At 67.8% G+C, this 25,978-nt stretch carries 18 protein-coding genes and 1 pseudogene; 10 read left to right on the top strand and 9 right to left on the bottom strand.

The genetic code is table 11. The features are described 5' to 3' along the window. Positions 1-314, top strand: a pseudogene (locus tag JWN03_RS44095) (acetyl-CoA C-acetyltransferase); the annotation flags it as partial. 202 nt (positions 315-516) lie between these two features. Here JWN03_RS44095 and JWN03_RS44090 read toward each other — a convergent pair. Then, positions 517-1,698, bottom strand: a complete 1,182-nt coding sequence (locus JWN03_RS44090; RefSeq protein WP_297628727.1) for an ADP-ribosylglycohydrolase family protein — start codon at positions 1,696-1,698, stop codon at positions 517-519. Between the two features lie 6 nt (positions 1,699-1,704). After that, complete coding sequence (locus tag JWN03_RS44085; protein WP_297628725.1) at positions 1,705-2,145, bottom strand: hypothetical protein; 441 nt, start codon at positions 2,143-2,145, stop codon at positions 1,705-1,707. Between the two features lie 214 nt (positions 2,146-2,359). On the opposite strand from JWN03_RS44085, the gene JWN03_RS44080 reads away from it, so the two are divergent. From JWN03_RS44080 to JWN03_RS44065, 4 genes are all read left to right on the top strand, one after another. Next, the gene (locus JWN03_RS44080; RefSeq protein WP_297628723.1) at positions 2,360-2,845 is read left to right on the top strand and encodes a universal stress protein; all 486 of its coding nucleotides are present in this window, start codon (positions 2,360-2,362) and stop codon (positions 2,843-2,845) included. Positions 2,846-2,954: 109 nt separating this feature from the next. Then, on the top strand, positions 2,955-4,046 hold the full coding sequence (locus JWN03_RS44075) for an isochorismate synthase (RefSeq protein ID WP_297628721.1): 1,092 nt from the start codon (positions 2,955-2,957) through the stop codon (positions 4,044-4,046). Between the two features lie 269 nt (positions 4,047-4,315). Next, positions 4,316-4,486, top strand: coding sequence for a DUF2613 domain-containing protein (locus tag JWN03_RS44070; protein ID WP_297628719.1), 171 nt, complete (start codon positions 4,316-4,318; stop codon positions 4,484-4,486). A 67-nt stretch (positions 4,487-4,553) separates the two neighbouring features. Continuing rightward, the gene (locus JWN03_RS44065; RefSeq protein WP_441343177.1) at positions 4,554-9,341 is read left to right on the top strand and encodes an alpha-(1->3)-arabinofuranosyltransferase; all 4,788 of its coding nucleotides are present in this window, start codon (positions 4,554-4,556) and stop codon (positions 9,339-9,341) included. A gap of 2 nt (positions 9,342-9,343) precedes the next feature. On the opposite strand, the gene JWN03_RS44060 is transcribed toward JWN03_RS44065, so the two are convergent. Continuing rightward, positions 9,344-10,537 (bottom strand): acyltransferase family protein, encoded by a 1,194-nt coding sequence (locus JWN03_RS44060; protein WP_297628717.1) that lies wholly within the window; start codon positions 10,535-10,537, stop codon positions 9,344-9,346. Between the two features lie 188 nt (positions 10,538-10,725). On the opposite strand from JWN03_RS44060, the gene JWN03_RS44055 reads away from it, so the two are divergent. The 3 genes from JWN03_RS44055 to JWN03_RS44045 all read left to right on the top strand — a co-directional run bounded on the left by JWN03_RS44055 (position 10,726) and on the right by JWN03_RS44045 (position 16,128). Further along, positions 10,726-11,937, top strand: a complete 1,212-nt coding sequence (locus JWN03_RS44055) for a DUF3068 domain-containing protein (RefSeq protein WP_297628714.1) — start codon at positions 10,726-10,728, stop codon at positions 11,935-11,937. A gap of 666 nt (positions 11,938-12,603) precedes the next feature. Beyond that, positions 12,604-14,061: a polysaccharide biosynthesis protein gene (locus JWN03_RS44050; RefSeq protein ID WP_297628713.1), complete on the top strand. Its 1,458-nt coding sequence runs from the start codon at positions 12,604-12,606 to the stop codon at positions 14,059-14,061. A gap of 15 nt (positions 14,062-14,076) precedes the next feature. Beyond that, on the top strand, positions 14,077-16,128 hold the full coding sequence (locus tag JWN03_RS44045; RefSeq protein WP_441343176.1) for a hypothetical protein: 2,052 nt from the start codon (positions 14,077-14,079) through the stop codon (positions 16,126-16,128). A gap of 69 nt (positions 16,129-16,197) precedes the next feature. Here the strand turns inward: JWN03_RS44045 and JWN03_RS44040 are convergent, their stop codons facing one another. After that, a complete protein-coding gene (locus tag JWN03_RS44040) occupies positions 16,198-17,376 on the bottom strand; it encodes a glycosyltransferase family 4 protein (protein WP_297628709.1) in 1,179 nt (392 codons plus the stop codon). Positions 17,377-17,776: 400 nt separating this feature from the next. Here JWN03_RS44040 and JWN03_RS44035 point away from each other — a divergent pair, with 400 nt between their 5' ends. After that, positions 17,777-18,601 carry a class I SAM-dependent methyltransferase gene (locus tag JWN03_RS44035; protein ID WP_297628707.1) on the top strand — a complete coding sequence of 275 codons (825 nt, stop codon included), beginning with the start codon at positions 17,777-17,779 and terminating at the stop codon, positions 18,599-18,601. On the opposite strand, the gene JWN03_RS44030 is transcribed toward JWN03_RS44035, so the two are convergent. Continuing rightward, positions 18,563-18,835, bottom strand: a complete 273-nt coding sequence (locus tag JWN03_RS44030) for a hypothetical protein (RefSeq protein WP_441343175.1) — start codon at positions 18,833-18,835, stop codon at positions 18,563-18,565. The two genes, JWN03_RS44035 and JWN03_RS44030, sit on opposite strands and share 39 nt — an antisense overlap. Positions 18,836-19,068: 233 nt before the next feature. After that, a complete protein-coding gene (locus tag JWN03_RS44025) occupies positions 19,069-19,272 on the bottom strand; it encodes a hypothetical protein (protein ID WP_297628703.1) in 204 nt (67 codons plus the stop codon). Between the two features lie 348 nt (positions 19,273-19,620). On the opposite strand from JWN03_RS44025, the gene JWN03_RS44020 reads away from it, so the two are divergent. Then, positions 19,621-21,054, top strand: a complete 1,434-nt coding sequence (locus JWN03_RS44020) for an aldehyde dehydrogenase (RefSeq protein ID WP_297628701.1) — start codon at positions 19,621-19,623, stop codon at positions 21,052-21,054. Positions 21,055-21,314: 260 nt separating this feature from the next. On the opposite strand, the gene JWN03_RS44015 is transcribed toward JWN03_RS44020, so the two are convergent. The 3 genes from JWN03_RS44015 to JWN03_RS44005 form a co-directional block, all read right to left on the bottom strand. Then, a complete protein-coding gene (locus JWN03_RS44015; RefSeq protein ID WP_297628699.1) occupies positions 21,315-23,141 on the bottom strand; it encodes a phosphoenolpyruvate carboxykinase (GTP) in 1,827 nt (608 codons plus the stop codon). Positions 23,142-23,363: 222 nt separating this feature from the next. Further along, positions 23,364-25,049, bottom strand: a complete 1,686-nt coding sequence (locus JWN03_RS44010) for a hypothetical protein (protein ID WP_297628697.1) — start codon at positions 25,047-25,049, stop codon at positions 23,364-23,366. A 3-nt stretch (positions 25,050-25,052) separates the two neighbouring features. Next, positions 25,053-25,763, bottom strand: a complete 711-nt coding sequence (locus JWN03_RS44005) for a hypothetical protein (protein WP_297628695.1) — start codon at positions 25,761-25,763, stop codon at positions 25,053-25,055. Positions 25,764-25,978 lie beyond the last annotated feature (215 nt).

The raw sequence follows: 25,978 nt of genomic DNA, 5'->3' as shown, positions 1-25,978 counted from the left end.
TGACGCTGCAGGACTTCGACTACTACGAGATCCACGAGGCCTTCGCCTCCGTGGTGCTCGCCACCCTGCAGGGCTGGGAGTCGGACCAGTACTGCAAGGAGCGCCTGGGCCTGGACGGCGCGCTGGGTTCCATCGATCGCAGCAAGCTGAACGTGAACGGCTCCTCGCTCGCGGCGGGTCACCCGTTCGCCGCCACCGGTGGCCGCATCATCGCCGCCACCGCCAAGCAGCTGGCCGAGAAGGGTGGCGGCCGCGCGCTGGTCTCCATCTGCGCCGCCGGCGGCCAGGGCGTTGTCGCCATCGTGGAGCGCTAGCACCGGTCATCCCGGTCTCGTCATCCCGGCACGCTTTTGGCCGCGATCCACACCCAGGTGACATCAGCCTGTACAGGGTGGATTCCGGCCAAAAGCACGCCGGAATGACTGGGCGATTCCTTACCGACCGAGGGCGGTGCGCCGGTTCAGACCGAACCGGCGCACCGCCCTTGTGGTTTCACGGTTTCACGGTTTCATGGATTCACGGGAGCAGGTGCAGGGTGCGGGTGGCCAGCTCGGAGATGAGGGTGGTGGTGTGACCGGCCACCGCGCTGCGCAGGGTGTCCCCCAGCGGTGCGGTCCACTGCTCCGGGATGCGGGCAGCGCCGATCAAGATTCCAGCCACCGAGCCCGCTGTCGCGCCGTTCGAGTCGGCGTCCCAGCCCGATTGCACGGTCAATTCGACGGTACTGGTGAAATCTCCTGCACCCCAGAGTAATCCGGCCGTGATGAGGCAGGCGTTCCCGATCGCGTGGAACGGGTTGTAATGGCCGTCGCGGGTGCGGATCCGGTCTACGGCCTGCTCCCAGGTACGCCCTTGCGTGTGGTCCGCGAGTACCTGCGAAAGCTCCACTGCGAGGCGGGATTCGGCGGGGATCACCGCACCGGCCCGGGCCAGCGCCTCCCCCGGATCGCCGGCGGTGAAGGCCGCCGCGATCAGGGCCGCCGCCCACATGGCGGCCCACAATCCATTGCCGGTGTGCGATACCGAGGCATCACGCGCGGCCAGCGCGGCCGCGCGAGTCGGTGCACCGGGGCTGGTGTAGCCGTAGATATCGGCGCGCATGAGCGCACCTGCCCACTCGCGGTAGGGATTTCGGTACGTGGCGGTGTCCGGCGGGGCGAAACCGTCGATGAGATTGCGGTAGGCGACCCGTTCGGCGGTGTAGGTCTGCAGGAAGGGCAGGCGTTCGAGCCAGAGGGCGCAGACGTCGTCGGCCATGAAATCGACGCCGTACTGCTCCATCAGGTGCAGGCCCAGCACGGTGTAGTCCAGTGGCTTGGTCCGCGCGCCGACGGCGCAGCGGCCCAGCCAGCCGCCGTGAATTCGGTCGAACAGTTCGGCGTGGGCGAGATCGGCGAGCGGGATGTGCGCTGCCGAATCACGCAGTGCGCCTCGGTCATTGGTGTCGGCAGCATCAGTGCCGGCGGGTTGATCGGCCCATTCGAGATAGGGCCACTCCGGCAGTCGCGGTGCGGATTCGATGCGGTCGAGAAGTCGCCAGCACGCCGCTTCCAGCGGACGGTCCGACTGCGCGAGATCGTGCACCTCCTCATCGAACTCCGCTACCGCATAACCGGATTCGATGCGCTGACACCACTCGTAGTACAGCAGGGCGCGGGGATCGGCCTCATGATGACCGAAGGCTTCGATGGCAGGCACCGCAGCTCACAGCACCGCTCGGGCGGCGTCCAATACCTCCGATAGCAGCGGTAGGGATTCATCGCGTTCAGGTGCGCGCGCCCACCAGCGGCCCTCATGGGTGTGGCGGCCTAATCCCGTGGGCAGGATGACATTACTGCGGTGCGGTCCGATATCCACGCTGTTGCGCTCCAATTGTTCGAGCCATTCTTCGGAGGGGTAACCGTCGAACATCGCCAGGAAGGTGCGGCGCGGCGGACGGTCGCGCACCAGCACCGGGCCGGGCACGCCGCGCAGTGTCAATTCGTCGAGTAGCAAGGCGCCCAACGGTTCCGGGGTATTGAGGGCCGCGATCGTATCCACCAGCGGGAGTACCACGAACCCGGGCGTGGTCACGTGCACATGCGGCAACCCGAACAGGGAGCGATACACACTCGCCCATTCCTGCGGGGTCGTCAGCTCGTCCAACCGCACAATCCACCCCTCGTCCGGGCTCTGCTCCAACGACGGCGATGTCGGTTATCAGTGAAAACCGAGCCCGTGCATCCCACCACCGATTTGGGTGAATCGTTCGCAAACTGTGGAGTACTCGCGACGTGCCCGGCGTCGCCAAGTCAGTGTACGAGCAGAATTAGCGGGTAGCCTCCCCGTAGAGACAGGCATTCCCACCAGGAGGTTTGTCATGCCCTGCGATTTGATGCTGATCGCCTACGACGGGTCCGAGAATGCGCGCCGCGCGGTCGAATACGCCGGCCGCTTCCTGGCCGCCGACAGAGCCGTGGTGCTCACCGCCTGGGAGCCCATGGCACGCCAGGCCGCCCGGCTCTCCGGACTGTCGGGGGTGATGCAGCCCGAGTGGATGTCCGACGACGAGATCGAGGACATCGCCTTCGTGGATGCCAGGACCATCAACTCCGAGGGCGTGCGGCTGGCCGAGCTCGCCGGACTCAATGCGGAGGCGCGGACCGTCGAATGCACCACCACCATCTGGAACGGCATTGTCGAGGTGGCCGACGAGCTGGATGTGGACATCATTGTGGCGGGCACCCGCGGAGCTACCGGAATCCGGGCGCTGCTGCACTCCAGCGTCGCCGACGCGGTGCTCAAACACTGCCATCGGCCGGTGCTCCTGGTGCCGCCGGGACGCGAGCCCGAACCAAAACTGTGAGCACACAACAACACTGGTCAGACAGTGTGCGGATGCGCGAGCCGCGAGTTTGAGATATGCGTCGCTCTCCGGTTTCGGCTCCGGCGCCGCGGACTATGGTCGAAAGACCATGGACGGATTTCTGCTCGCGACGCCCGCCGGCGTGGTACGCGCCACCGGGACCCGCATCGCCTTCGACGACGCGGGTGCCGCGACGGCGGCGCTGCGGGCTGGTGAGGTGGAGCTGATCGTCGGCGCACTGCCCTTCGATCCGCGCCGCCGGGCCGCACTGTGCGCACCCGCGCAGGCCGTCCACACCGCCGGGCCGTGGCGGCCCGCGGCACTGCCCACGCTGCCTCCGGTCCGGGTCATCTCCGAACTGCCCAGTGCCGCAGAACATGTGGCACGAGTGGCGAAACTCGTCGAACAGCTCAGCGATCCCCGGCAGCCGCTGCGCAAGGTGGTGCTGGCGCGCTCGCTGCTCGCCGAGGCCGATGCACCGCTGGAGGCGGAGGTGGTCGCCGCCCACCTGGTCACCCGGCATCCGCGCGCGAATATCTACGCCGTCGACCTCACTCCGGCCGGGCGTCCCGGCGAGACACTGCTCGGCGCGACGCCTGAAGTGCTGGTGGCACGGCGCGGCCGCACCGTCACCCTGCGCCCGCTGGCGGGCACGCTGCCACGGTCGGCCGACCCCGGGGCCGATGCCGCCCAGGCGCGAGAGCTGCTGGCCAGCAGCAAGAATCGCGATGAGCACGCCTATGTCATCGACTGGATCCGGGAGCAGCTCGCGCCCGTGTGCAGTGTACTGAACATCCCCGACGGGCCCGAACTGCTGCAGACGCCCGAGGTGTGGCATCTGGCGACGCCCATCACCGCGGAACTGCGCGACCCCGAGATCACCGCCCTGGATCTGGCCGTCCTGCTGCACCCCACCCCGGCCGTCTGCGGTACCCCCACCGATCTCGCGCTCGACGCCATCGCCGACCTCGAAGGCGACCGCGGCTTCTACGGCGGCGCGGTCGGCTGGTGCGACTCCGATGGCGACGGCGAATGGGTGGTCGCCATTCGCTGCGCCGAACTCTCCGCCGACGGCCGCTCGCTGCGCGCGTTCGGCGGCGGCGGCATCGTGGCAGCCTCCGACCCGCACACCGAACTGGTCGAAACCACCGCCAAACTGCGCACCTTCCTCAACGGCCTGCAGTGCGCGGTGCCGGAATAACAACCGGCCGCGGTTCCGCATCGGCCACAAATAGGTTCACGCCCCGAACCGATCCGGCCCGAGCACTCCAGCATCACCCCACCCACAAGTTCGCGGCCCGGCTCGGTCTGGACTGAGCGGAGCGGGGGAGCGAAGCGGAGGAGCGGAGGGAGGGAAGACCGAGCTAGCAGGGCCGCGAACCCGCCCGAAGCGAAGCGAAGGGCCAAACACAGAGCCCACCTGCTAGGTTTGCTCGAGTTACGCATGCGTCGATGTATGGGAGTACCGCGATGAAGTTTGCCGTTCCTGGTGTAGCGAGCGCTGCCGGCGGAGCCTTGATCGGGCTGGCTGCGGTCCTGGTCATCACGATGGCTGCGTCGCAGGACAAGCGCCCGGACATCGACCGGAGCGGCGACGCCGGCTCATCGCTGCTCAACAACGTTGATTACGGCGCGCGCTGACCGGCTGACCTCCGATCCTGCCGCCGCGACCGGTCCGTTCGGAGACCGGTCGCCGAATATCGAACCGCTGGGCCGTCGCTGGCTGCTCGGCACCGTCGCCGCCGCCTTCCTGCTGACCTTCCTGCAGGCTCCCGGCCGCACCGTCGCCGACACCAAATACGACCTGGCCCAGAATCCGCTCGGCTTCCTCACCCGCGCCGCGCACCTGTGGAGCAGCCAGGCCCCGATGGGGCAGGTGCAGAACCAGGCCTACGGATACTTCTTCCCGCACGGCGCCTTCTTCTCCCTCGGCCACCTGCTCGGCCTGCCCGCCTGGGTCACCCAGCGCATCTGGTGGGCGCTACTGCTGCTCGCCGGCTTCTGGGGCATCATCCGCCTCTGCGAAGCCCTCGGCATCGGCAGCCGCGGCTCCCGCATCATCGCCGCCACCGCCTTCGCCCTCTCCCCCCGCGTCCTCACCACCCTCGGCTCCATCTCCTCCGAGACCCTCCCGATGATGCTCGCCCCCTGGGTACTGCTCGCCCCGGCCGCTCTCGGAGCCGCAATAACCCGCCGCCGCACCGCTGACGGCAGCGCCGACGACCCCACGACCCGCGAAAGCGGCTCAGCGCCAAGCGGCCTCGCTGCGGGGGTTCGCCGGATGTGGCACAGCATCAGCAGCTGGAAACCCGGCGCGGAGGCTCCGCCCAGCCTGCCGACCCGTCGCCACGACCTGGATAGCACCGACGCCGCCGACCGGTCAGTAGCCCCCGAAAGCGGCTCAGCGCCGGGCGACCTGGCCCAGTCAGCGCGGAAGCTGACTGCGGCCGACGCGAACGGGGTGCCGACCCGCGATTCCGGTGCGGATGTCCTTGCACTCAGTGGTGGTCGGGCTCTGCGGTGGTGGCGCAAGTTCCTGTCCGGCGGGAGTCAGGGGTTGCGGGGGGCTGCCACTCCCGCTGGGAGCGCAATGGCGTTGGCGCTCATGGGGTCTGTGAATGCGGTGGCTACGGCGGCGGCGTTTTTGCCTGCGGCGCTGTGGTGGGTGTCGTATCGGCCCAATCGGGCTTGGTGGCGGTTTACGCGGGTGTGGATTCCGATGTTGGTGCTGGCCACTTTCTGGTGGGTGGTGCCATTGCTGTTGCTGGGCAAGGTGAGTCCGCCGTTTTTGGACTTCATCGAATCGTCCGGGGTGACTACGCAGTGGGCGTCGCTCGGGGAGGTGCTGCGCGGGACCGACAGTTGGACGCCGTTCGTTTCGCCGGAGCGGATCGCCGGTGCGGTGCTGGTGACGCAGCCTGCCGCGGTGCTGGCCACCGGGCTGCTGGCGGCCGCGGGGATCGCGGGGCTGGCCATGCGGTCCATGCCCAGCCGGGGGCGGCTCGTACTGATTCTGTGTGTGGGACTGGTGGGTATCTGCGCCGGTTATGCCGGGGATCTGGGTGGGCCGTTCGCGGAGCAGGTGCGGACCTTCCTCGACTCCGGCGGCGCGCCACTGCGGAATGTGCACAAGCTGGAACCGCTCATCCGGCTGCCACTTGTGCTCGGGCTGGCGCATCTGCTGAGCCGGGTGCCGCTGCCCGCTTCGGTGCCGATGCCGGTGTGGCGCAGGGCCTTCGCGCATCCCGAACGCGATCGGATGGTGGCGGTCGGCGCGCTGATTCTGACGGCGCTGGCACTGTCGACGTCACTGGCCTGGACCGGGAAACTGGCACCCAGCGGCGCGTACGAGAAGGTGCCGAGCTACTGGCAGCAGACGGCGGATTGGCTGGCGCACAATGCCTCCGACACCCGGGCGCTGGTGGTGCCGGGGGCGCCCTTCGCCAGTCAGATATGGGGCCTGACACGCGACGAACCGCTCCAGGCCCTGGCGAGTACGCCCTGGGCAGTGCGAGATTCGGTGCCGCTCAACCCGCCCGGCGCGATTCGGGCCATGGATTCGGTGCAGCGGCTCATTGCCGACGGGCGGCCCTCGGCGGGGCTGGCGGCGACCCTGACCGATCAGGGCATCGGAATCCTGGTGCTGCGCAATGATCTCGACCCGGAGACCTCACGTTCCACCCGGCCCATGCTCGCGCACCGCGCCATCGAAGGCTCACCGGGACTGACCAAGATCGCGGAATTCGGCGATCCGGTCGAGACCGGGCATGTGGACGGTCTGGTCGCGGACGCGGATCTGCGGCCCAGCTATCCGGCCATCGAGATCTACCGCGTCGCGGGCAAGGCGCCCGGCACGCCGACCGAGCTACGCAGTGGAGTCGGCGCGCCCGGTTCGTTCCCGGGCGCGTACACGGTTCCGCTGGACAGCGTGCCGGTGGTGCAGGGCGGGCCCGAGGCACTGGAACGATTGCGGCGCAATCCCGCAACGCCCAGCGGTCCGACGCTGCTGGCCGCCGATGCGGCGCAGGCCGGCCTGCCGATGGATGCGGTCACCATCACCGACACACCGATGGATCGGGAGACTGATTTCGGGCGCGTCGACAACCACAATTCGGCATTGCGCGCGCCGGGAGATCCGCGGCGCACCCACAATCTGGTGCCCGACTATCCGGTGCCCGGCGCACCACTGGTGGAGGGCGAATGGTCCGGCGCCACCGTCACCGTCTCCAGTTCCGCGGCCGATGCCACCCAGCTGGGCGGGGCGGCACCCGGCAGTTCCACCGCCGCCGTGGTCGACGGAGATCCCTCCACGGCCTGGATCAGCAATGGCACCGAACATGCACTGGGCCAATGGCTTCGACTGGATCTGGACAAGACGATCAGCACGGCCGTATTGCACGTGACCACCAGCGGCGCCGCCATCGGCAGTCCCGTGAAGTGGCTGGAGGTGGCCACCGCCAAGGGCACCGTCGCCGCGCGCATCAGCGAACCCGGCGTCTCGGTACCGGTCGCACTGCCCCCGGGCAAGACCAACTGGATCAAGATCACCGCCGCTAGCACCGAGAACGGCAGCAGCGGTGGGCAATTCGGCATCAGCGACCTGAGTCTCGACGACTACGCCGACCGCGACAATCCTGTCACCTTGAATATCCGGCATCGCACCGTCCTGCCGCCCGCACCGGCCGGTACACAGGTGCAGGGCTGGGACCTCGGCCAGGAATTCCCCGGCCGCAGTTCCTGTTTCGACTCCCCCGACCGGGTGCGCTGCAGTAAGTCTTTGGCGCTGTCCGCCGAGGAACCGGGCCTGTTCGAGCGCACCCTGAATGTGCCGCAACCCGTCACTGTGACACCGGATCTGCTCGTCCGCGCGCGGCCCGGACCGGCCCTGGAAAACCTGCTCACCGACCACGACCGCCCCGCCGCAAGCGGCCAGGCCGATGTCGGCGACCCGCGCGGCTCCGCGCTCGCCGCCACTGACGGCGATCCGCGCACCAGTTGGACCGCACCGGAAACCACGGTCCGCGAGAAGACCGGCGGCAAACCCACACTCACCATCGAACTGCCCGAGCCGACCTTGGTGACGGGTCTGGAAGTTGCGCCCGCCCTGGGTGATCTGCCCGCCCACCCGACCGCCCTCTCGGTGAATCTCGGCGACGGACCGCAGGTCCGCACCGTCGATCCCGCCTCGGGCGTGCCGACCCGCATCGACCTGCACCCGCACGTCACCGACCGCATCGAACTCAGCATCCAGTCGTGGGACCCCGTACTCGACCAGACCGCACTGGGTTTCGCACAGGAACAACCCCCCGGCCTGGCCGAAGTGACCGTCCTCGGCCCCGACTACCCGGCCCCCGCAGCACCCGACCGCCTCATCACCATCGATTGCGAGCACGGCCCGACCCTCGCCGCCGCCGGCCGCCTGCTGCACACCACAATCACCGGCACCGCAGCCGAATTACGCTCCGGTGCACCGATTCCCGCCAAGGTCTGCGCCGCCGACAGCACCACATCCGCCGACGGCAGCACCGCGCCGCACGACAATCACGTTCCGAACGGCGACACCACCAATCCGAACGGCGACTCCAATCGTCCGAACGGCGGATTTTCCGGTCCGAACGGCGGAACTATCGCCCTGAACGGCGAATCGAATGGCACCGCAACCACATTCGATCTGCCCACCGGCCGAATCGACGTAACCGTGGCCCCGACCGACCTGTTCAGCGTCGACGAACTGCGCCTGGACCGGACAGTGCTCACCGCGGACCAGGCGCCTGCCGCCGGGCCAGCAGCTCCCGGAAGCCCCGCGCCCCAGGCAGATTCGCCCGCCGCCGATGGATCCGCACCGTCAGGCGGCGTGGCGGGTCCCGCACCGTCAGGCGGCACAGCGGGTCCCGCACCGTCACGGGTGCGTGCACCGGCAGGGACCCAGCTGCTGGTCCTGCCCCTGAGCACCAATGTCGGCTGGCGGGCGGTGACAGCCGACGGGCACGATTTGAAGCCGGTGGTGATCGACGGGTGGCAGCAGGCGTGGCTGGTTCCGCCGGGCACCAAGGGGCCGTTCACCATCGAATTCCCGGCCGACCGGTGGTACCGGGTCGCCATCTTCGGCGGATTGCTGCTGCTGATTCCCCTTGTGGTACTGGCTTTCCGGAGCGCCCGCACGCCGGTCCGCGAGGACGGTCCCGCACCGCGGACGTGGCGTAGTCGCACCGTGGGCTCGGTTGCGCTGGCTGCCGCGGCGGGGCTGATCGCCGGTCCGACCGGAATCGTGCTCACCGCACTGGGATTGATCGCGGCCTACTTCCGCCCGCGCGATTGGTCGCGCGTACTCGTCGTGATTGCCTTTGCGGGAACAGCGATTTCCGCTGCCGCGCTCTCCACCGGTCCGTGGCGTTCACCCGAGGGCTACATGGGCGCATCGCTGTGGGTGCAGTTCCCAGCACTCGTAGCGATTGTCGCCCTGGGTCTTTCCGCGCTGCCGTCGCGCCGCGACTGAGTTCAGCCGACGCGGCGGCGCATCCACTGCCGCACCGGCTCCTCGACGAGTGCGAAACTGGCGGCGGCCAGGGGCAGGGTGAACGCCAGGGTCAGCACATAGACCAGCACGAAATGCCCGCGGAACGGAATGATGCCGAAGACCGGGAAGACGATCGACAGCACGGCCAGGTGCCAGATGAAGATTCCGTACGACCAGCGGCCGAGGGTGGCGGCGGTGCGGCTCTCCAGCCATCGATGCCGGATATCGGGCCGCAGCACCAGCGGCGCCAGCAGGCTGAATCCGATGACCGCGCCCAGCACCGTCTTCATGACGTACTGCCAGGGTGCGCCGTGCTTCAGCCCGTCCGGACCACCCAGATCGGTCGCGGCCAGCAGCATGGCGGCCACCGCCAGCGGCCACATCAGCCAGCGATTACCGGCGATCCGCCGCCAGCGCGGCGCCTCGAGATCGGTGAGTTCGGCCAGCAGCATTCCCATGGCGAACCACGGCAGATATCCCGGCAGCCAATTGTCCGCGTGAATGGCCTCCGGCGTCGGGACGGGTATGAAATTCCAGCCGAGGAATACGAAGGCCAGCCCGAGCACCGCGGGCACCCGCCACCGCGCTCGCGCCCCGCGCAACCACACCATGGCGAAGGCCAGCAGCGGCAGCACTACATAGAAGGCCACCTCGACCGACAGACTCCACATCTGAGTGAGCCCGTCGGTGAGGGTGTAGGGCACGAAGACCTGCGTCAATGCGAGGTTGGACAGCCACACTCGCAGTCCCGCGGTATGCGCCGCGTTCGGCAGCAGAATCAGCACCGTGCACACCACAACCCAGTAGGCGGGCAGGATGCGGGCAGCTCGATGCAGTAGATATCGACCGGCCGGAGGCGAAGCGCCGAGCCCGCGGGCCGCCGCGGCATGCGGACGCCACAGCAGGAATCCGGAGAGCACGAAGAAAACGGCGACAGCCATATCGAATCGCTCGAGCACCCGGCCGATCACCGGATAGCCGGCCGCGCCGGTTTGGAACGCCACGTGAGTGAGCATGACGCCGAGGGCCGCGAGCGCGCGCATGCCTTCCAGCGCGGGCACGAAAACGCCGGGGCGGCGGACGGATCGGGCATCGAGGTCCGCACTCGCCTCGGGTGAGGCGGCCGCCCGGACCGGCGGAACCGGTTCGGAGGGCGGGTGCAGAGTCGCTGTCATCGTGTCCAGTTTGCCTTGTCGCATGGATGTGTGATCACCCCGTGTTTGACTTCCGGCCGTTTCGCGATATTTTCCCGCCTCGGCGAGACTCTTCCGGGCCCTGGACTGTTAGTGTCGGGGCTCACGAGTGCTGTGCGGCGACCACAGTACTAATCGGAATGACCTGTTCGACGACGAGGAGAACCTGCATGGCACTGAGTGCCGGTACCAGAAGGACGGTGGCCTGCCTGCTCGTGGGGCTGGGTGCATTGCTGCTCGTCGCCGCGATCATGATCCCCACCTACACGGTGAGCCGTCTCGCGAAAACCCCGCTTGACCTGGAGATCACGACCGTCGCGACCAACGTCCCAGGAGCCCCCAGCGAGGTCCTCGACTCGAAGTCGCTGACCGCACCGACCGGTTCGGCCAAGGTCGACACCAACGTTCCGCTGTTCTCACAGCGCTTTCTCACCATCGAAGATCCGGCGAACGCCTCGGAAATGACCATTCAGGCCGGTCAGACCCTGCGGCGCACCGATAAGCAGGGCGACACCGGCCTGCTGACCGCCACCATCGACCGCGTCACCATCGACCGCAAGAACGGCATGCCCGTCGATGCGGTGGACGGCGGACCCAACGGCTCCGTCGCCGCGACCGTCGACAAGAAGGGTGCGGCAGTCATGGAGCCGGTGCAGCACACCGGACTGCAGTACCGCTTCCCGATCGGCACCGACAAGAAGTCGTACCCGTACTTCGACATCAACGTGCGCAAGACCTTCGACATCAATTTCGTCGAAGAGACCGAGATCAATGACATGAAGGTCTACCACTTCCAGCAGACCATCCCCGTCACCGATCTCTCCACCGTCGTCAACACCCCCACCAACAAGCTGGCGCTGCCCGCCGACAAGTGGGGCGTCGAAGGTGGCGAAACCCCCGTCACCATGACCCGGTACTACACCAACACTCGTGACGTGTGGGTGGAGCCGAAGACCGGCACGGTCATCAAGGGCGGCGAGCAGATCCACCAGTTCTACGCCCGCGACGCCGCCAAGCCCGAGGTCACCGTCCTCAACGCGACCCTGATGTTCGATGAGAACACCATCGAATCGCAGATCTCCGTGGCCAAGACGAATATCGACAAGCTGTCGCTCTACGGCCGCACCCTGCCGATCGTCTTCGGCATCCTCGGCGCCATCGCCCTGATCGCCGGCCTGGTCATCGGCCTGCTCGGCGGCAACGGCAACGGCAACGGCGGCACCCCCGTCCGCCGCGTCTCCCCCGCCCCCGGCGGTCCGGCCCCCGGCGCCACATTCCCCTCGAGCCCCCCGCAGGGCCGGCCCGACAATTTCGCCGACGCCCCCACCCAGCAGATCGACATCGGCAAAACCCAGCAGATCGACATGGACAAGAACCCCTGATCGGATTCCGTCCCCAGCGGCCCCGCACCTGAAAGGTGCGGGGCCGCTCCCGTTCCCGGCCAAACCGCGTCACCCCCCGACCTTCCGCCGCCGCCGCTTCCAGCCGACAGCACAGCCCGCGTCCAAGCCGCACAGCCACTACTAGGTGTGCGCAGCACCGACGCGGGCTGTGCCGTCGAATTCGAACACGGCGCGGCCGCCGTGGCGCACGACCAGTCGTGGGCAGCGCGGACCCCGGCTGTGGTCGAGACCCGGGCTGCGCTGTTGCCGAACAACGGCACAGCCCGCGTTCAAACCACACAGTCATTACCAGGTGTGTGCGGCACGGACGCGGGCTGTGCCGTCGAATTTCGAAGCCGAATTCGAACACGGCGCGGCCGGCGTGGCGCACGACCATGCCCAACCCAGTCGTGGGCAGCGCGGACCCCGGCTGTGGTCGAGACCCGGGCTGTGCTGTTGCCGGACGACGGCACAGCCCGGGTCCAAACCGCACAGTCATTACCAGGTGTGTGCGGCACGGGCGCGGGCTGTGCTGTTGTCGGAGGGTGGGTTTCGGCGGGGGTGGGGGCAGTGTCGCGGGATCGGCGGGGCGGGGTTTTGGGGCGGGGTGGGGTGGGGAATGGGGTGGTAGGGAGGCGGTGGGGTGGGGGTGGGAGCATTGCGGGCGTGTCCGTTGTACGTCGTCTACCCGTGGTCGCGGACCTGACGTTGGTGACGGCGGGGGCTATGACGGCGAATGTGGCGGGGTATCTGCTGCAGTTGCTGGCTAGTCGGTGGCTGGGGGTTACGGGGTATAGCCCGTTCGCGAGTTTGCTCGCGGTGCAGCTGTTGTGTGCGGTACCAGCCTTGGCCTTGCAGAACGTGGTGGCTCGCGAGATCGTGCGCGGGGCAAGTGTGGCGGCGGCTCGGCGGCTGGCGCTGCGGTGTGCGGGACTGGTCGCGGTGGTGGCCGTGCCGCTGGTTCCGGTGGTGAGTGCGGTGCTGTCGGTGAGCTTCACGGCCTCGGCTGCCGCGCTGTGCGCTGCTCCGGTGCTGGTGCTGCTCTCCGGCGAGCAGGGGATAGTGCAGGGGCGCAGCCGATTCCGCGAGTTGGCCATTGTGCTCGGCGGGGCCGGAATGGCGCGGGTGACGCCGACGCTGGTGGTGCTCGCGGTCGGCGGGGGCACGACCGCCGCACTGTGGGCCGCTGCGGCCGGAATCGCTGTCGCGGCACTCGGTGCCCGCCGGGTGACGGACACGACCGAGACGCGGACTGCGGATCTCGGAGGTGACTCCACGGTCGGCCGCAATGGTGGCGCACCCTCCGGCACACCGATTCTCAACGCTGCGACAACCTCCGGCTCGCCGGTTCTCGACGCTGCAGCGGTCTCCGGCTCGCCCGCACTCGAGGGTGCGGCAGCTACCGGCGCGGCGGGTCTCGACGGTGGCCCAGCTCTGCTCGATCGGGCTGTGGCTCGCGGCGGGGTGGATCTCGCGCGGCGGGTGCGGGGGTATGCGGATGGGGTGAGCCCGGTGTTCCGGGCGGTGCAGGTGCAGGCGGCGTTGATGGCTCTGTCGTCTGCGGATTTGATTGTTTCGCGAATCGTGCTCAGCGAGACCGATGCTGGGCGGTATGCGCTGGGAGCTATTGCCGCGAAGATCGCATTCTGGCTGCCGCAGGCGGTGGGAGTGGTGCTGTATCCGCGGATGGCGCAGCCACAGCATTCCGCCCGCGCCGTGCGGTCGGCGCTGGCGGTGCTGGTGGGGGTCGGAGCGGTGGCGGTGGCGGGTGCGGCGGTGGCGGCGCCACTCGCGCCAATGCTCGCCGGGCACGACTATGCGCCGGTGCAGGGTCTGCTGTGGTTGTTCGCGCTGAACGGTGCACTGCTTGCGGTGCTGCAGGGCGCGCTGTTGTCCGCCATCGCGGCCGATCGGACGGCACCGGCCGCCATCACCTGGCTGGGTCTGGCCGTCGGCGTGACTGTCATGCTGACCTGCACGCATTCGGTCTCCGGCCTGATCATGGTCGCGACGGCCGCATCCGCGGTCACGACCCTCGTCATTACGATCCTCGCGCTGCGCACCGCACGGGAAGCGGGCGAAAGGGATTCGAGCGTCCCAGGTTTCGACGCGAGCGGCGCATAGGGTGCCGGTGTGAGTGTGCAGGGCAGGAAGCGGCAGTGGGCCGGGCTGGTGCCCGCCGGGTACAGCCTGGTGCTGGCGCTGCTGGTGCTCGGGCCGCTACTGGGCGGGGGATATCTGCTGCTGCGTGATGCTGTCAGCACCCCGCGCTCGTACCTCACCGATTCGGCGCTGGGCCTCGGCGATGCGGCACCGCGCGCCGTCCCGCAGGACGCGCTCATCGCGACGCTGTCCCCGTTCGTCGACGGTGGCCTGATCGTCAAAGTCATTCTGCTGGCGGCACTGTGGCTCGCCGGCTGGGGCGCAGCCACCCTCGCCCGTGATCTGCTCCGAGTCTCCACCGGACCCCAACTGGTGGCCGCCACGCTCGCCATCTGGAACCCGTATGTCGCCGAGCGCCTGCTGCAAGGCCACTGGAGCCTCCTCACCGGCTACGCCGCCCTCCCCTGGGTCGCCCTCCTGGCCACCCGCCTCCGCAACCCCGCTGCGGTCGTAACCGCACCGGCCGTGGCAGCAGGCTCGCGTACTGTCACCGAATCACCCTCTGCCGCAGGAGCAACCGACGCAGAACTTCCCGCAGTCACGCCGACCGCAGTGGCAGATGCGCCCGCCGTCACTGGATTTGCCGACGCAGACTCGTCGGCCGTCCCACGATCCGCTGCCTCGGATGCCGCACGGCTCCGCGCAGGTCTCTCTTCTCGCCGGTGGCTGACGTGGGCGGCGCTCGGGGGGTGGATGGCGGCGGCGGGATTGACGCCGACCGGTTCACTGTTGGCCGGGTGTGTGGCGTTGCTTCTGGTCGGGCGGCGGAATTTGGCTGGTGCGGTAGGGCTTTGGGTTGCGGCGTCTGCGCCCTGGCTGGCGGCTACCGCGCTTGCGGGGACGGGGGCCGAGCCGTCGGATCCGGCGGGTGTGGCTGCGTTTGCGGCGCGAGCGGAACCTTGGCTCGGGACCCTCGGCAGCGTGGCGGGGTTGGGAGGGATTTGGAACAGCACCGCTGTGCCTGACTCCCGCACAACATTTTTCGCGGCGATCGGCACGCTACTGCTGCTGGGGCTGGTCGCAACCGGCGTGCGGGCAGTCTTCGGAAACCGCGACTTCGTGATTGACCGCGAGCGCGAAAATGGTTTGTACACAGGTACGTCCAGTGCCGCTCGGATTGCGGCGGCGAATACCGGCGCGGACTACTCAGCGGCCGCCCGCCTGCATACGCGGCGGGTGCTGCTGGCGGTGGCGGTGGCGGCCGTGGTGCTGCCGGCGCTCGGGGCGACCGGGTGGGGACTTTCGGCGGGGGAGTTCCTGGTCACGAAGGTGCCGGGAGCGGGGCTGCTGCGGGATACGCAGAAGTTCGCGGGGCTGGCTGTGCCCGCGTTCGCGTTGTGTGCTGCGGCAGGGTGTCAGGTAGTGGCCGAACGGATTTCGGCGGCGCGTGCTCGAGGCGGGATTGCGGCAGTTTTCATTGTGCTGATGCTGGTGGCACTGCCGGACCTGGCGTGGGGTGTGGGTGGGGCGCTGCGGCCGGTGCAGTATCCGAGTGGGTGGGAGCGGGTAGCCGGAATGGTCGAGGCGCCCGGGGATGTGGCGGTGCTGCCCGCCGGGATGTTCCGGAAGTTCCGATATTCGGGTACCGCACCGGTTTTGGATCCGGCGCCGCGCCTGCTGCCGCGAGATGTGTTGCAGACGGGCGAACTTCCGGTGCACGGTGCGACGGTTTCCGGGGAAGGCGTACGGGCGCATACGGTCGAGCAATTGCTGCTGCGCGGTGGATCGGCCCGCGAGCTGGCCGATCTCGGTGTGGGGTGGGTGCTGGTCGAGCGCGGCACACCCGGTCCGCTGGGCGAATCGAAAACCACACTGGCCGAGCTGAACTCGATCTACAGCGACGCGGATCTACAGCTGTATCAGGTGCCCGGCAACATTGCGGATCACGATGCGTCGGCTTCCTCGCGGCGCATAGCCGGGGCGGCGCATCTACTGTGGGCCGCCTTGCTCTGCGGCGGAATCCTTTCCGCGGCAGCACATATGGTCAGTCTTTCGGGAAGCCCCGGGCGAATCCGACAGCGACGATAACAATGCTGACCAACGCGATTATGGGAATAATCCACATACTACGAGACTACGACTCGTAGTAGGGCCTTGCTATGGCTGAAGGACCGCGCTTCCGGCGACGAGCCCCGACATCCGCTCACCGCGCGCGACTGCCGACAGCACCTCGAACACCCCGTTTCCGGTTTGCTCCCAAGAGAATTCGCGAGCCCGGGCCCGCGCCTTCTCCCCCAGCACCGTCCGGGCTTCGGCATTGCCGAGCAGATCGCCCACGGCCTCGGTCAGCTGCGCCGCATCATCCACGAGCACTCCGGTCACGCCGTCCACGATGGAATCGGTGAGCCCGCGGGAGCTGCGGTAGCCGACCGTCGGCACGCCGTGCTGCGCCGCCTCGATCACCGCCAGGCCCCAGCCCTCCTTGCGCGAGGGCAGCACATGCACCCAGGCTCGGGCCAGCAGTTCGTGTTTGCGGTGCTCATCGACGTGCCCGTGGAAGGTGACAGCGTCGGTTATGCCCAGCTCATCGGCGTGTGTGCGGAGATTGCCGGCCCACCAGCCGCCGCCGATCACATCGAGGTGCAGTCCGGGAATGCGCCCGCGCAACCCCGCGACGACGGCCATGGCGTCTTCGATCTGCTTGTGCGGCACCAGCCGCGACAGCACCACAATGCTCGGATGCGCGGTGCGGGTGCTGTCGTCTCCGGCGGTGACCTGCGCGGGCACGGCCTCGGCGCCATTGCGCACCACCGCAATTCGAGTTCCCTCGACGCCCAGCGCGGTCAATTCTTCCGCCGACGGCAGGGACACCGTCAGGTACTGATTGCCCCGATGTACACGTGGCGACAGCCGGGACTCGATCCACCAGCCGATGCGCCCGACCAGCCGTCCCGCGACCGGCCACTGCTCCCGATGCCCGTGATGCACCAGCACCACCGTCGGCGCGGCCGCCGCGGCCTGCGCGAAGAAGGGAATCCCGTTCTGGGTGTCGATCACCGCATCCGGCCGCACCCCACGCAAAGGCCCGACTCCAAGCCGGCCCAGAGCGATCGCGGCCAGCGCCCGCGGATACACGGTGTACCGCCCGCCGCCGCGACTGATATCGATCCCCTCGACATGTTCCCGCCGAGCCGCCCCCGCATACCGCGCAGTCCGCAGCGTCACCTTCACGCCCCGAGCCGCCAGCTGCGCCCCCACCTGCTCCAGATACCGCTCACTTCCCCCGCCCTGCGGATGCCCGGTGTCGCGCCAGCACAGCAGCAGCACTTCACGCACGGGAAGATCTCCAGGGTCATTTTCAGGGGACAGCGAACAATGCGCTCCACCATATAGCGAGACCCCTCTCCCTGACCCAGCACCGGTCACCCGATTTTGTACCGACCGCCGGGCGTCCGGCGCGCCACCGCCACGAATCGCAATTCGCTACGGCCTGCACACCCCCATACGGCATTCATCGGGTGCGACTGAATCGCTTCCGCGGCCACTGCCGACCGGCCCCAGCCTCGACGACCAGGATCAGGCTGGTGACCTGGACATCCGAACCACAGTAGAGCGCACGCGGGTGGGCATCCGGCAGCCTGCGGGTGGGACGGTTCCGGGGACTGTGTCCGCGTGTCGGGGTGCGAGGTTTGGGCGAGCGAGGTGGGTCAGGTGTCACTATGCAAAACTGCTCGGCGTGCTTCGAGCCAAACAGGGCAGTGCCGGAAGACCGCGTTTCGCCCGTCGGGCCACGCTGCGGCGCTCGCTACGGCTACTGGGGAGTTTCCGGTTCGAACAGACCGATCCCGGGCTGTTCTACGGCGGTGTGGCCACCGATACGGCCGATCTGGTGGCCGATTTCTATCGGGATCTGACGGGGCACTCGCTGCGCGGCACCATTGTGCTGGACGTGGGCGGCGGGCCCGGCTATTTCGCGGACGAATTCGACCGCGCGGGGGCGCGGTATCTGCCGGTGGAACCGGATCCGTCGGAGATGCATGCGGCGGGGTTGCGGGTGGCCGGTGCGGTGCGCGGGTCGGGAATGGCGCTGCCATTTCGCGACAATGCCGTAGATGTCTGCATTTCTTCGAATGTGGCCGAACATGTACCGCAGCCGTGGGTGATGGCCGAGGAAATGCTGCGCGTCATCAAACCCGGTGGGCTGATGGTCTTTTCGTACACCGTGTGGTTCGGCCCGTTCGGCGGGCACGAAACCGGGCCGTGGCACTATCTGGGCGGGGAGTTCGCGGCACGTCGATACAAGCGGAAGCTCGGGCGGGACCCGAAGAATCGATTCGGCACCTCATTGTTCGCGGTAAGCGCGGCCGCGGGACTGCGCTGGGCGCGGCAGACACCGGAAGACGTGCAGGTGCTGGCCGTTTTCCCGCGCTATCACCCACGGTGGGCGTGGTGGGTGGTGCACGTCCCGGCGGTGCGTGAACTACTGGTCAGCAACCTGGTGGTGATTGCGACCAAACGGGACTCAGCGCTGCAGTCGGCCGCGGCGCCAGATTCTGCGTAATCCGCCCGTGCATTCCGGTTCGCTCCAGGGTGACTCCTGGGTTGCGAGCCCGACAGTCTCCATGGCGGTGAGCCCGACCCGACCGGCCAGCTCATTCACGGCGGCAACAGCTTCGGCGGCCTGCAATGCGGCGGCAGCCTGCTCGGTGGTGAGCGTGCGGCCCGGCAGGAATGACACCACCCAGCCACCGACGCCAACGCTTTTCGCCTGATGAGGGGTGAGATCACTTGTCATCAACGATCTGTCGACCACTTGCACCGCCATGACTCGGACTCCCCTGTGCGGTAACGGTTCATGTATCGAGCGAGCTATCTGCGATAGCTATAAAGCATGCTCGCTACAGGTGCCGAATGCAATAGTGCGTTTCACGAAAAGCGAACCGACAGGTTGGGATTCGATTTTCCGATATGCCGGGAGTTAGCCTGAGGTATGCGGAAGTAGTTGCGCGCCTTGCCCTCCGGCACCACTCAGAGGTCGGCGGCGACCAATCGCAGCACCGGCTGACCCTTGCGCGCCGCACCGCGCGTACTTTCGACGACCTCCACCTGCCAGCCCGGCGGCAACACCCGCTGCAACTGGTTGGCAGCCCGCTGCATCGGCGTACTCGCGGGCACCACAGGGCTTTCGGTGAACTCGGGAAAAATGAAAGCGTCGATGTCCACAGCGGTCATACCGTTCGCCTACCTCTCACCTATGGAACCCAGGACGTCTTGAACCCAGCACGTAGTGAACCCAGTGCGCGTCGAGCAGCAGCCGGCCGAGAGCGGAAAACGAGAGATGGCGCGGCAACAAGAATAGCAGCAGCTAATTTAGAGCAACCGACCAGAATGGGCGGCGAAGCGGAGCCATGCAGAGCATAGGACACCAATAGGCAAACCGAATTGCGAACCGCGATTCAGGAACGAGTTCACGCGCCGACGAATAGACCGAAGAGTCGAATTTCAGTTTCGTCCCGCTCAGCGGGACGGTAGTCCAGACAATCTTCCGGACAATGCGGAGCAAAACTGTAACGTGTTCTCATGGAGTACCAGAGTCTGTTCATCGGCGGCCGCTGGACCGCACCCGCCGGCACCGAGACCATCCCCGTCGTATCCCCGGCCACCCTCGAAACCGTCGGCAGCGTCCCCAACCCCACCCGCGCGGACGTCGACGCCGCCGTCGCCGCGGCCCGGCAGGCCTTCGACCACGGGTCCTGGCCGAGCACCCCGCCCGAGGAGCGCGCCGAAGTCCTCGCCCGCGCCTCCCAGCTGCTCGATCAGAGGGCCGGCGATTTCGCCGCGGCGTTGTCCGCCGAGATGGGCGCCCCGGCCCTGGCAGCCACCACCCTCAATTACTTCCCCGCCAAAGCCACCCTCGACTTCTATGCCGGACTCGGAAAAGCCTTCCCCTGGAACGAAACCCGCACCGGCATGTTCGGCACCAGTCGCGTCTCGCGCGAGCCGATCGGCGTCGTCGCGGCGGTCATCGCCTGGAATGTGCCGCTGTTCCTGGCCATCAACAAGCTCGCGCCCGCACTGCTGGCCGGCTGCACCGTGGTGCTCAAGCCCGCGCCGCTGACACCGCTGGCCGCGAATCTGGTCGCCGATCTGTTCGCCGAGGCCGGGCTCCCCGAGGGCGTGCTCTCGGTGCTGCCCGCCGATGCCGAGGTGTCCGAATACCTCATCTCGCATCCCGGTGTGGACAAGGTGACCTTCACCGGCAGTACCGCCGTCGGTCGCAAGATCGCGGCTATTGCCGGCGGTCAGCTCAAGCGCTGTTCGCTGGAACTGGGCGGCAAATCCGCCGCAATCCTGTTGCCGGACATGGATATCGCCGATATGCCCAAGCTGGCCTTCGCCGGCCTGATGAACACCGGCCAGGCCTGCGTGGCCCAAACCCGCATTCTGGCCCCGCGCAGCCGCTACGACGAAATCCTGGACGCCCTGGCCGAATCCGTGCGCGCCCTCCCGCTGGGCCTCCCCAGCGACCCGAATGCCCAACTCGGCCCGCTGATCTCGAAGCAGCAGCGTGAACGCGTCGAAGGCTACATCGCCAAGGGACAGGCCGAAGGCGCACGCCTGCTGTTCGGCGGCACCCGCCCCGCCGACCTCCCCGGCTACTACGTCGAACCCACCGTCTTCGCAGATGTCGCAAACACCATGACCATCGCCCGCGAAGAAATCTTCGGCCCCGTCCTGTCGGTCCTCCCCTACGACACCGAAGAGGAAGCGGTCGCCATCGCCAACGACAGCGACTACGGCCTCGCCGGCTCGGTCTGGACCACCGATATCGAACACGGTGCGTCCATCGCGTCCCGAGTCCGCACCGGCACCTACGCCATCAACTGGTACGCCTTCGACCCCTGCGCCCCGTTCGGTGGCTACAAAACCTCGGGAATCGGCCGCGAAAACGGCCCCGAGGGCCTCGACGCCTACTGCGAACAGAAGTCTGTCCTCATGCCCATGGGCATGTAGCGGAAAAACCAAGATCACCAGGAACTGCCGGCGTGGTTGCGCTTGCCACTTTGGGATACGAAACGGCCCGTCCGCACCAAGTCGTGGTGTGGACGGGCCGTTTCAGAATCTGCGGTGCTTATCGCCAACGCGACAACTGATCTCGCAAGGATCCGGGTAACTCCGGGGGTGCCCCCGAAATCGGCTCGACTCCCAACCGCACCACGCGTCCCCGACGGCGCACGGCACTCAGCCGTGCGCCAAAGTTCGGGGGAGGCGGACTAGCCCAGGCGCTCCTTGAGGGCCTCGAACTCGTCGCGGATGCCCGAGGGCAGCTTGTCGCCGATGAATTCGAACCACTCTTCGATGAGTGGGATTTCCTTCTTCCACTCTTCGGCGTTGACCAGCAGCGCCTCGTCGACATCGGCGGCGACCACGTTCAGGCCCTCGAGGTCGAGGTGCGCGGCGGTGGGGACATTGCCGATCGGGGTGGGCTCGGCCTCCGAGCTGCCCTCGATGCGGCCGACGATCCACTCCAGCACGCGGGAGTTCTCGCCGAATCCGGGCCACAGGAAGCGGCCGTCCGCGCCACGACGGAACCAGTTGACGTAGAAGATCTTCGGCAGCTTGTTCGCGTCGGCGTTCTTGCCGATATTGATCCAGTGGTTCAGGTAGTCACCAACGTGGTAGCCCATGAACGGGATCATGGCCATCGGGTCGCGGCGGACGGTGCCGACCTTGCCCTCGGCGGCGGCGGTCTGCTCGGAGGAGAGCGTCGCGCCCATGAACACGCCGTGCTGCCAGTCGAAGGACTCGGTCACCAGCGGGACGGTGGTCTTGCGGCGACCGCCGAAGAGGATGGCCGAGATCGGCACGCCCTGCGGGTCGTCCCATTCGGGGGCGAGGGTGGGGCACTGCGACATCGGGGTGCAGTAGCGCGAGTTCGGGTGCGCGGCAAGCGTCTCCGACTCCCGCTCGTACCAGTCGTTGCCCTTCCAGTCGATGAGGTGATCGGGCGAGCCCTCCAGGCCCTCCCACCACACATCGCCGTCATCGGTGAGCGCGACATTGGTGTAGACGGTATTGCCGGCGTCGATGGTGGCCATCGCGTTCGGGTTGGAGCTGTGGTTGGTGCCCGGCGCGACGCCGAAGAAACCGAACTCCGGGTTGACGGCGTACAGCTGACCGTCCGCGCCGAAGCGCATCCACGCGATGTCGTCACCGAGGGTCTCGGCGCGCCAGCCCGGGATGGTCGGCTGCAGCATCGCCAGGTTGGTCTTGCCACAGGCCGACGGGAAGGCCGCGGCGATGTAGTACGCCTTGTTCTCCGGCGAGATCAGCTTGAGGATCAGCATGTGCTCGGCCAGCCAGCCCTCGTCGTGCGCCATCGCGGAGGCGATGCGCAGCGAGTAGCACTTCTTGCCCAGCAGCGCATTGCCGCCGTAACCCGAACCGTAGGACCAGATCTCACGGTCCTCGGGGAAGTGGGTGATGTACTTGGTGTCGTTGCACGGCCACGGCACATCGGCCTGGCCCTCGGCGAGCGGGGCGCCGACCGAGTGCAGCGCCTTCACGAAGGGCTTGTCGGTGCCGAGCTTCTCCAGCGCGGCGGTACCGGCGCGGGTCATGACGCGCATCGACACCACGACGTACTCGGAGTCGGTGAGCTCCACCCCCAGCTTGGGGTCCTCGGCGCCGAGCGGGCCCATGCAGAAGGGCACCACGTACATGGTGCGGCCCTTCATCGAGCCGCGGTACAGCTCGGTCATGGTGGCGCGCATCTCGGCGGGGTCGACCCAGTTGTTGGTCGGGCCGGCGTCTGCTTCGTTGCGCGAACAGATATAGGTGCGAGATTCGACGCGGGCGACGTCGGAGGGATCGGAGAGAGCGAGGTACGAGTTCGGCTTCTTCGCCTCGTTCAGCTTCTTGAAGGTGCCCGTGGCGACGAGCTGCTCGGAGAGCCGCACCGCCTCCGCCTCGGAACCATCCGACCAGACCACGCGGTCTGGCTGGGTGAGTTCTGCGACCTCCTGTACCCAGGCAAGCAGTTCCTTGTGCTCGGTGGGCGCGGTGCCATCGTGTAGACCAGGAATGGTCGCTGAGGTCATGAAACAACTCTCCTGAGATGGGTGGCCCGGGGTGCTCGCGACACCGAGTGCCACCAATTGCGGCAAGGCACCCACCAGTCTTGCCGATAGCACGTCCCGGCTGGACGGCGTACAAGGACCAAGCGGACGCCCAGGTTCCTGCCATAGAGGTTAACGCCATATATCCCGGCGTATGGAATCGGGTTGTCCAGTCGGTACCGGGTCGAAACCTCCAACCTGCGACTATGCGAATTCGAGTGCGCCAAGGTCACGTTCGCATGCCGTCAGAAGCGCAGGTCGCCGTTGCGCCGCCTGCCGCAATTGCGCCTCCAATTCCCCTACCCGACGGTCTGTTTCGACCAGATGCGCGGTCGCGATCCGCACCACATGATCGGTGAGCCGCTCCTCCGCCTCCACCAGTGCCGTCGCCACCCGCTGCTCCAACTGCGCCTTCACGTTGACCAGGGCATCCGCCACCCACTGCCGTAAATGAGCGCGATCAGCGAGCTGCCGCCGCGCCCGCACCACCCACCCCGCCGCAGCCGCTCCGAGCAGCAGACTGACCGGCGCCAGCGCGTAATCCACCGCCTCCCAGAGCGCCAGCGGCAGCACCACCAGCCGCCCCAACCCGAACCCTGCCGAGGCCCCCAAGGCGATCATCAGATGATCTTCGACACCCCCGCACCGCGGTTCGGGCTCCGGACCCACCCGCGGCCGCCGGTCCGCCCAGGAGCACGACGCCCCGACCTGCGCCGATACACCTGCGCCGGGCGCCGACCCGCTGTTTCCAGCAGCAGCCGTCAGTTCCGATGCGCGAACGGCCTTCTCGACCAGCTCATCCAATTCGGCGAGGCGCTGATAGATCGCACGATCGATTTCCCGTGTGATCTTTTCCACCGAATTCTGTAAACCCTGCGGAAATCCCCGCTGCCCGCTACGCGGCAACCGCTCGATATCCGCCCGCGCCACCGCATTCAACGCCCGAATCCGCACCCCCACCTCATGCAGCAGATCCACCCGGGCCAAATGCAGCCGATTCCGAAGCATCCCCGTGACAGCCCCGCGCCCACCGTCATTCACCGCCAGCAGCGTCGCCCGCTCGGCCCGCAAAACAGCGACATCCCCGCCACTCCGCAACTTCTGTAGCTCGACTCCGATGCGCCGCCGCGTTTCTGCCAGCACCTTCTCCCGCACGATTGCGGCTTGATCCGCCGACGGCCCGGCACCCGCGCTTGCCACCAGACGCGCATGCAACAACCCCACACCCGACCGATCCGCCAGCGCCGCATCCCCACTCACGCGGGCCGCGCTCTCCATACGTGCGGAAACGGGCACTATTTCGACGGGATCCCCTGCCGATAGGAGCAAGGCATCCCGCTCCAGCACCTCGCGCCACTCACAATGCGCGTGGAACCCGTCCAAAGCGAACACAATCCGGGTCCCGTCTGCCCGCAACCGCTGGACCGCACCCAGCCCCTCCCGCCCGATCGGCGCACCCGCTTCCAAGAGGACACAGGCCACCGGCACCGGTCGCTCCCCGGTCGCGAGTAGCTCGATCCGCGGCACGAACCGAGCCAGTTCTGCGCGCAGCAATACCGAATTCGTCTCGTCGCCACCGATCAAGGCCACCGACGCCGCCGGCGGCGCAAGCGTGTCGCTCTGCACTGCCAGCAGCAGCGCCAATCCATGGGGATTCCAACGCATCACCACCGCTTCCGCGACCTCGGGGAGCTTCGGTGCTTGCCGCGGTTCCACAAGAGGTTCCGGAGTGGGCGGCGGCGACCTGTGCACTGCGATCGAGGGCGGCGGCATCCGCTCGACCGGCGGCAGATCCAATCCGCAGGGAGGCACCGCATTTCGCCCGGGCAGTTCGGCGCGGCCGGGTAGGTCGAAATCGACCGGGGTGTGAGCGGGCTGGCGTTCCAACACCGGTTATTCGTTGTCGGGGGCGGGATCGGCTTGGTGGGAGGCGGATTCGCGAGCTAGGCGAGCGGCGGCTTGTTCGTAGCGGCGGTGGAGTTCGTGGTGGATGGGGTCTATGCCGCTGGCGGAGTGGAGGACTTGGAGGAGGGGCTGGGGTTGGAGCGCGGGGTTGTGGCGGAGGGCTGTCAGGGCGCAGGTGATGCCGTAGAGGTCCCAGCGGGCGAGGAGGGTGCGGCGGGCGGAGGTGTCCTCGGCGATCGATGGGTCGGTGAACAGGTCGGGGGTGAGGGTGAAGGCGGGGTCGGATCGGGTGCGGTGGCGGTGCAGGGTGCGCAGGTCGGGTTCGGTGAAAGTGCCTGCGCGGGTGTGTACGGCGAGGGATGCGACCGCGGGGAGGGTCAGGAAGCCGAGGGCTGCGGTGTGGCGGTCGGCGGCCAGGGCGGCGTCGGACCAGCGGGTGCCGATGGCGTCGGCCTTGTTCAGGACCACAAGGGTGCGGTCCGGAGGCAGGGTGGCGAGGATGCGGCAGTCTGCGGTGTCGAGGGCGCCGGGGAGGACGTAGATGATGAGGTCGCCGTCCAGGACCGGGTCCGGTTGCCCTGGAACGTCGATGGGTGCTGTTTCTTCGGCGGATATGAGCGACAACGCATTTCGCACGGTGGATTTACCGGCACGGGAGCGGCCGGTCACCTGGATGCGCGGTGGTCGCCCGGCCGACACGGGGGCAGCCTAGTCGGCGCGCGGTGTGGGCGCAGCGATTCGGCGGAGACGATGGCGGCGACAATCACACACTGTGGGATAGGGGTAATGAGCTGCGGGTCTATCTGTGCGACAGCACAATTCGGTGCAACTGCTCTTCACAGATACCGCAAACTCCCCTACTGTTTCGATCCGATCGACTGTTCATTCGACAGCGGCACACGACGGCTCCCTCG

It is taken from the genome of Nocardia sp., from assembly GCF_025465275.1.
In the GTDB taxonomy this organism is placed as follows: Bacteria; Actinomycetota; Actinomycetes; order Mycobacteriales; family Mycobacteriaceae; genus Nocardia.
This window is presented reverse-complemented; position numbering and strand designations above follow the sequence as displayed.

Bases quoted from the DNA above. Each gene is read 5' to 3' on its own strand.
- JWN03_RS44080 (WP_297628723.1), top strand. From the start codon at position 2,360: ATGCCCTGCGATTTGATGCTGATCGCCTACGACGGGTCCGAGAATGCG.
- JWN03_RS44075 (WP_297628721.1), top strand. From the start codon at position 2,955: ATGGACGGATTTCTGCTCGCGACGCCCGCCGGCGTGGTACGCGCCACC.
- JWN03_RS44070 (WP_297628719.1), top strand. From the start codon at position 4,316: ATGAAGTTTGCCGTTCCTGGTGTAGCGAGCGCTGCCGGCGGAGCCTTG.
- JWN03_RS44060 (WP_297628717.1), bottom strand. From the start codon at position 10,537: ATGACAGCGACTCTGCACCCGCCCTCCGAACCGGTTCCGCCGGTCCGG.
- JWN03_RS44055 (WP_297628714.1), top strand. From the start codon at position 10,726: ATGGCACTGAGTGCCGGTACCAGAAGGACGGTGGCCTGCCTGCTCGTG.
- JWN03_RS44030 (WP_441343175.1), bottom strand. From the start codon at position 18,835: ATGACAAGTGATCTCACCCCTCATCAGGCGAAAAGCGTTGGCGTCGGT.
- JWN03_RS44025 (WP_297628703.1), bottom strand. From the start codon at position 19,272: ATGACCGCTGTGGACATCGACGCTTTCATTTTTCCCGAGTTCACCGAA.
- JWN03_RS44020 (WP_297628701.1), top strand. From the start codon at position 19,621: ATGGAGTACCAGAGTCTGTTCATCGGCGGCCGCTGGACCGCACCCGCC.
- JWN03_RS44015 (WP_297628699.1), bottom strand. From the start codon at position 23,141: ATGACCTCAGCGACCATTCCTGGTCTACACGATGGCACCGCGCCCACC.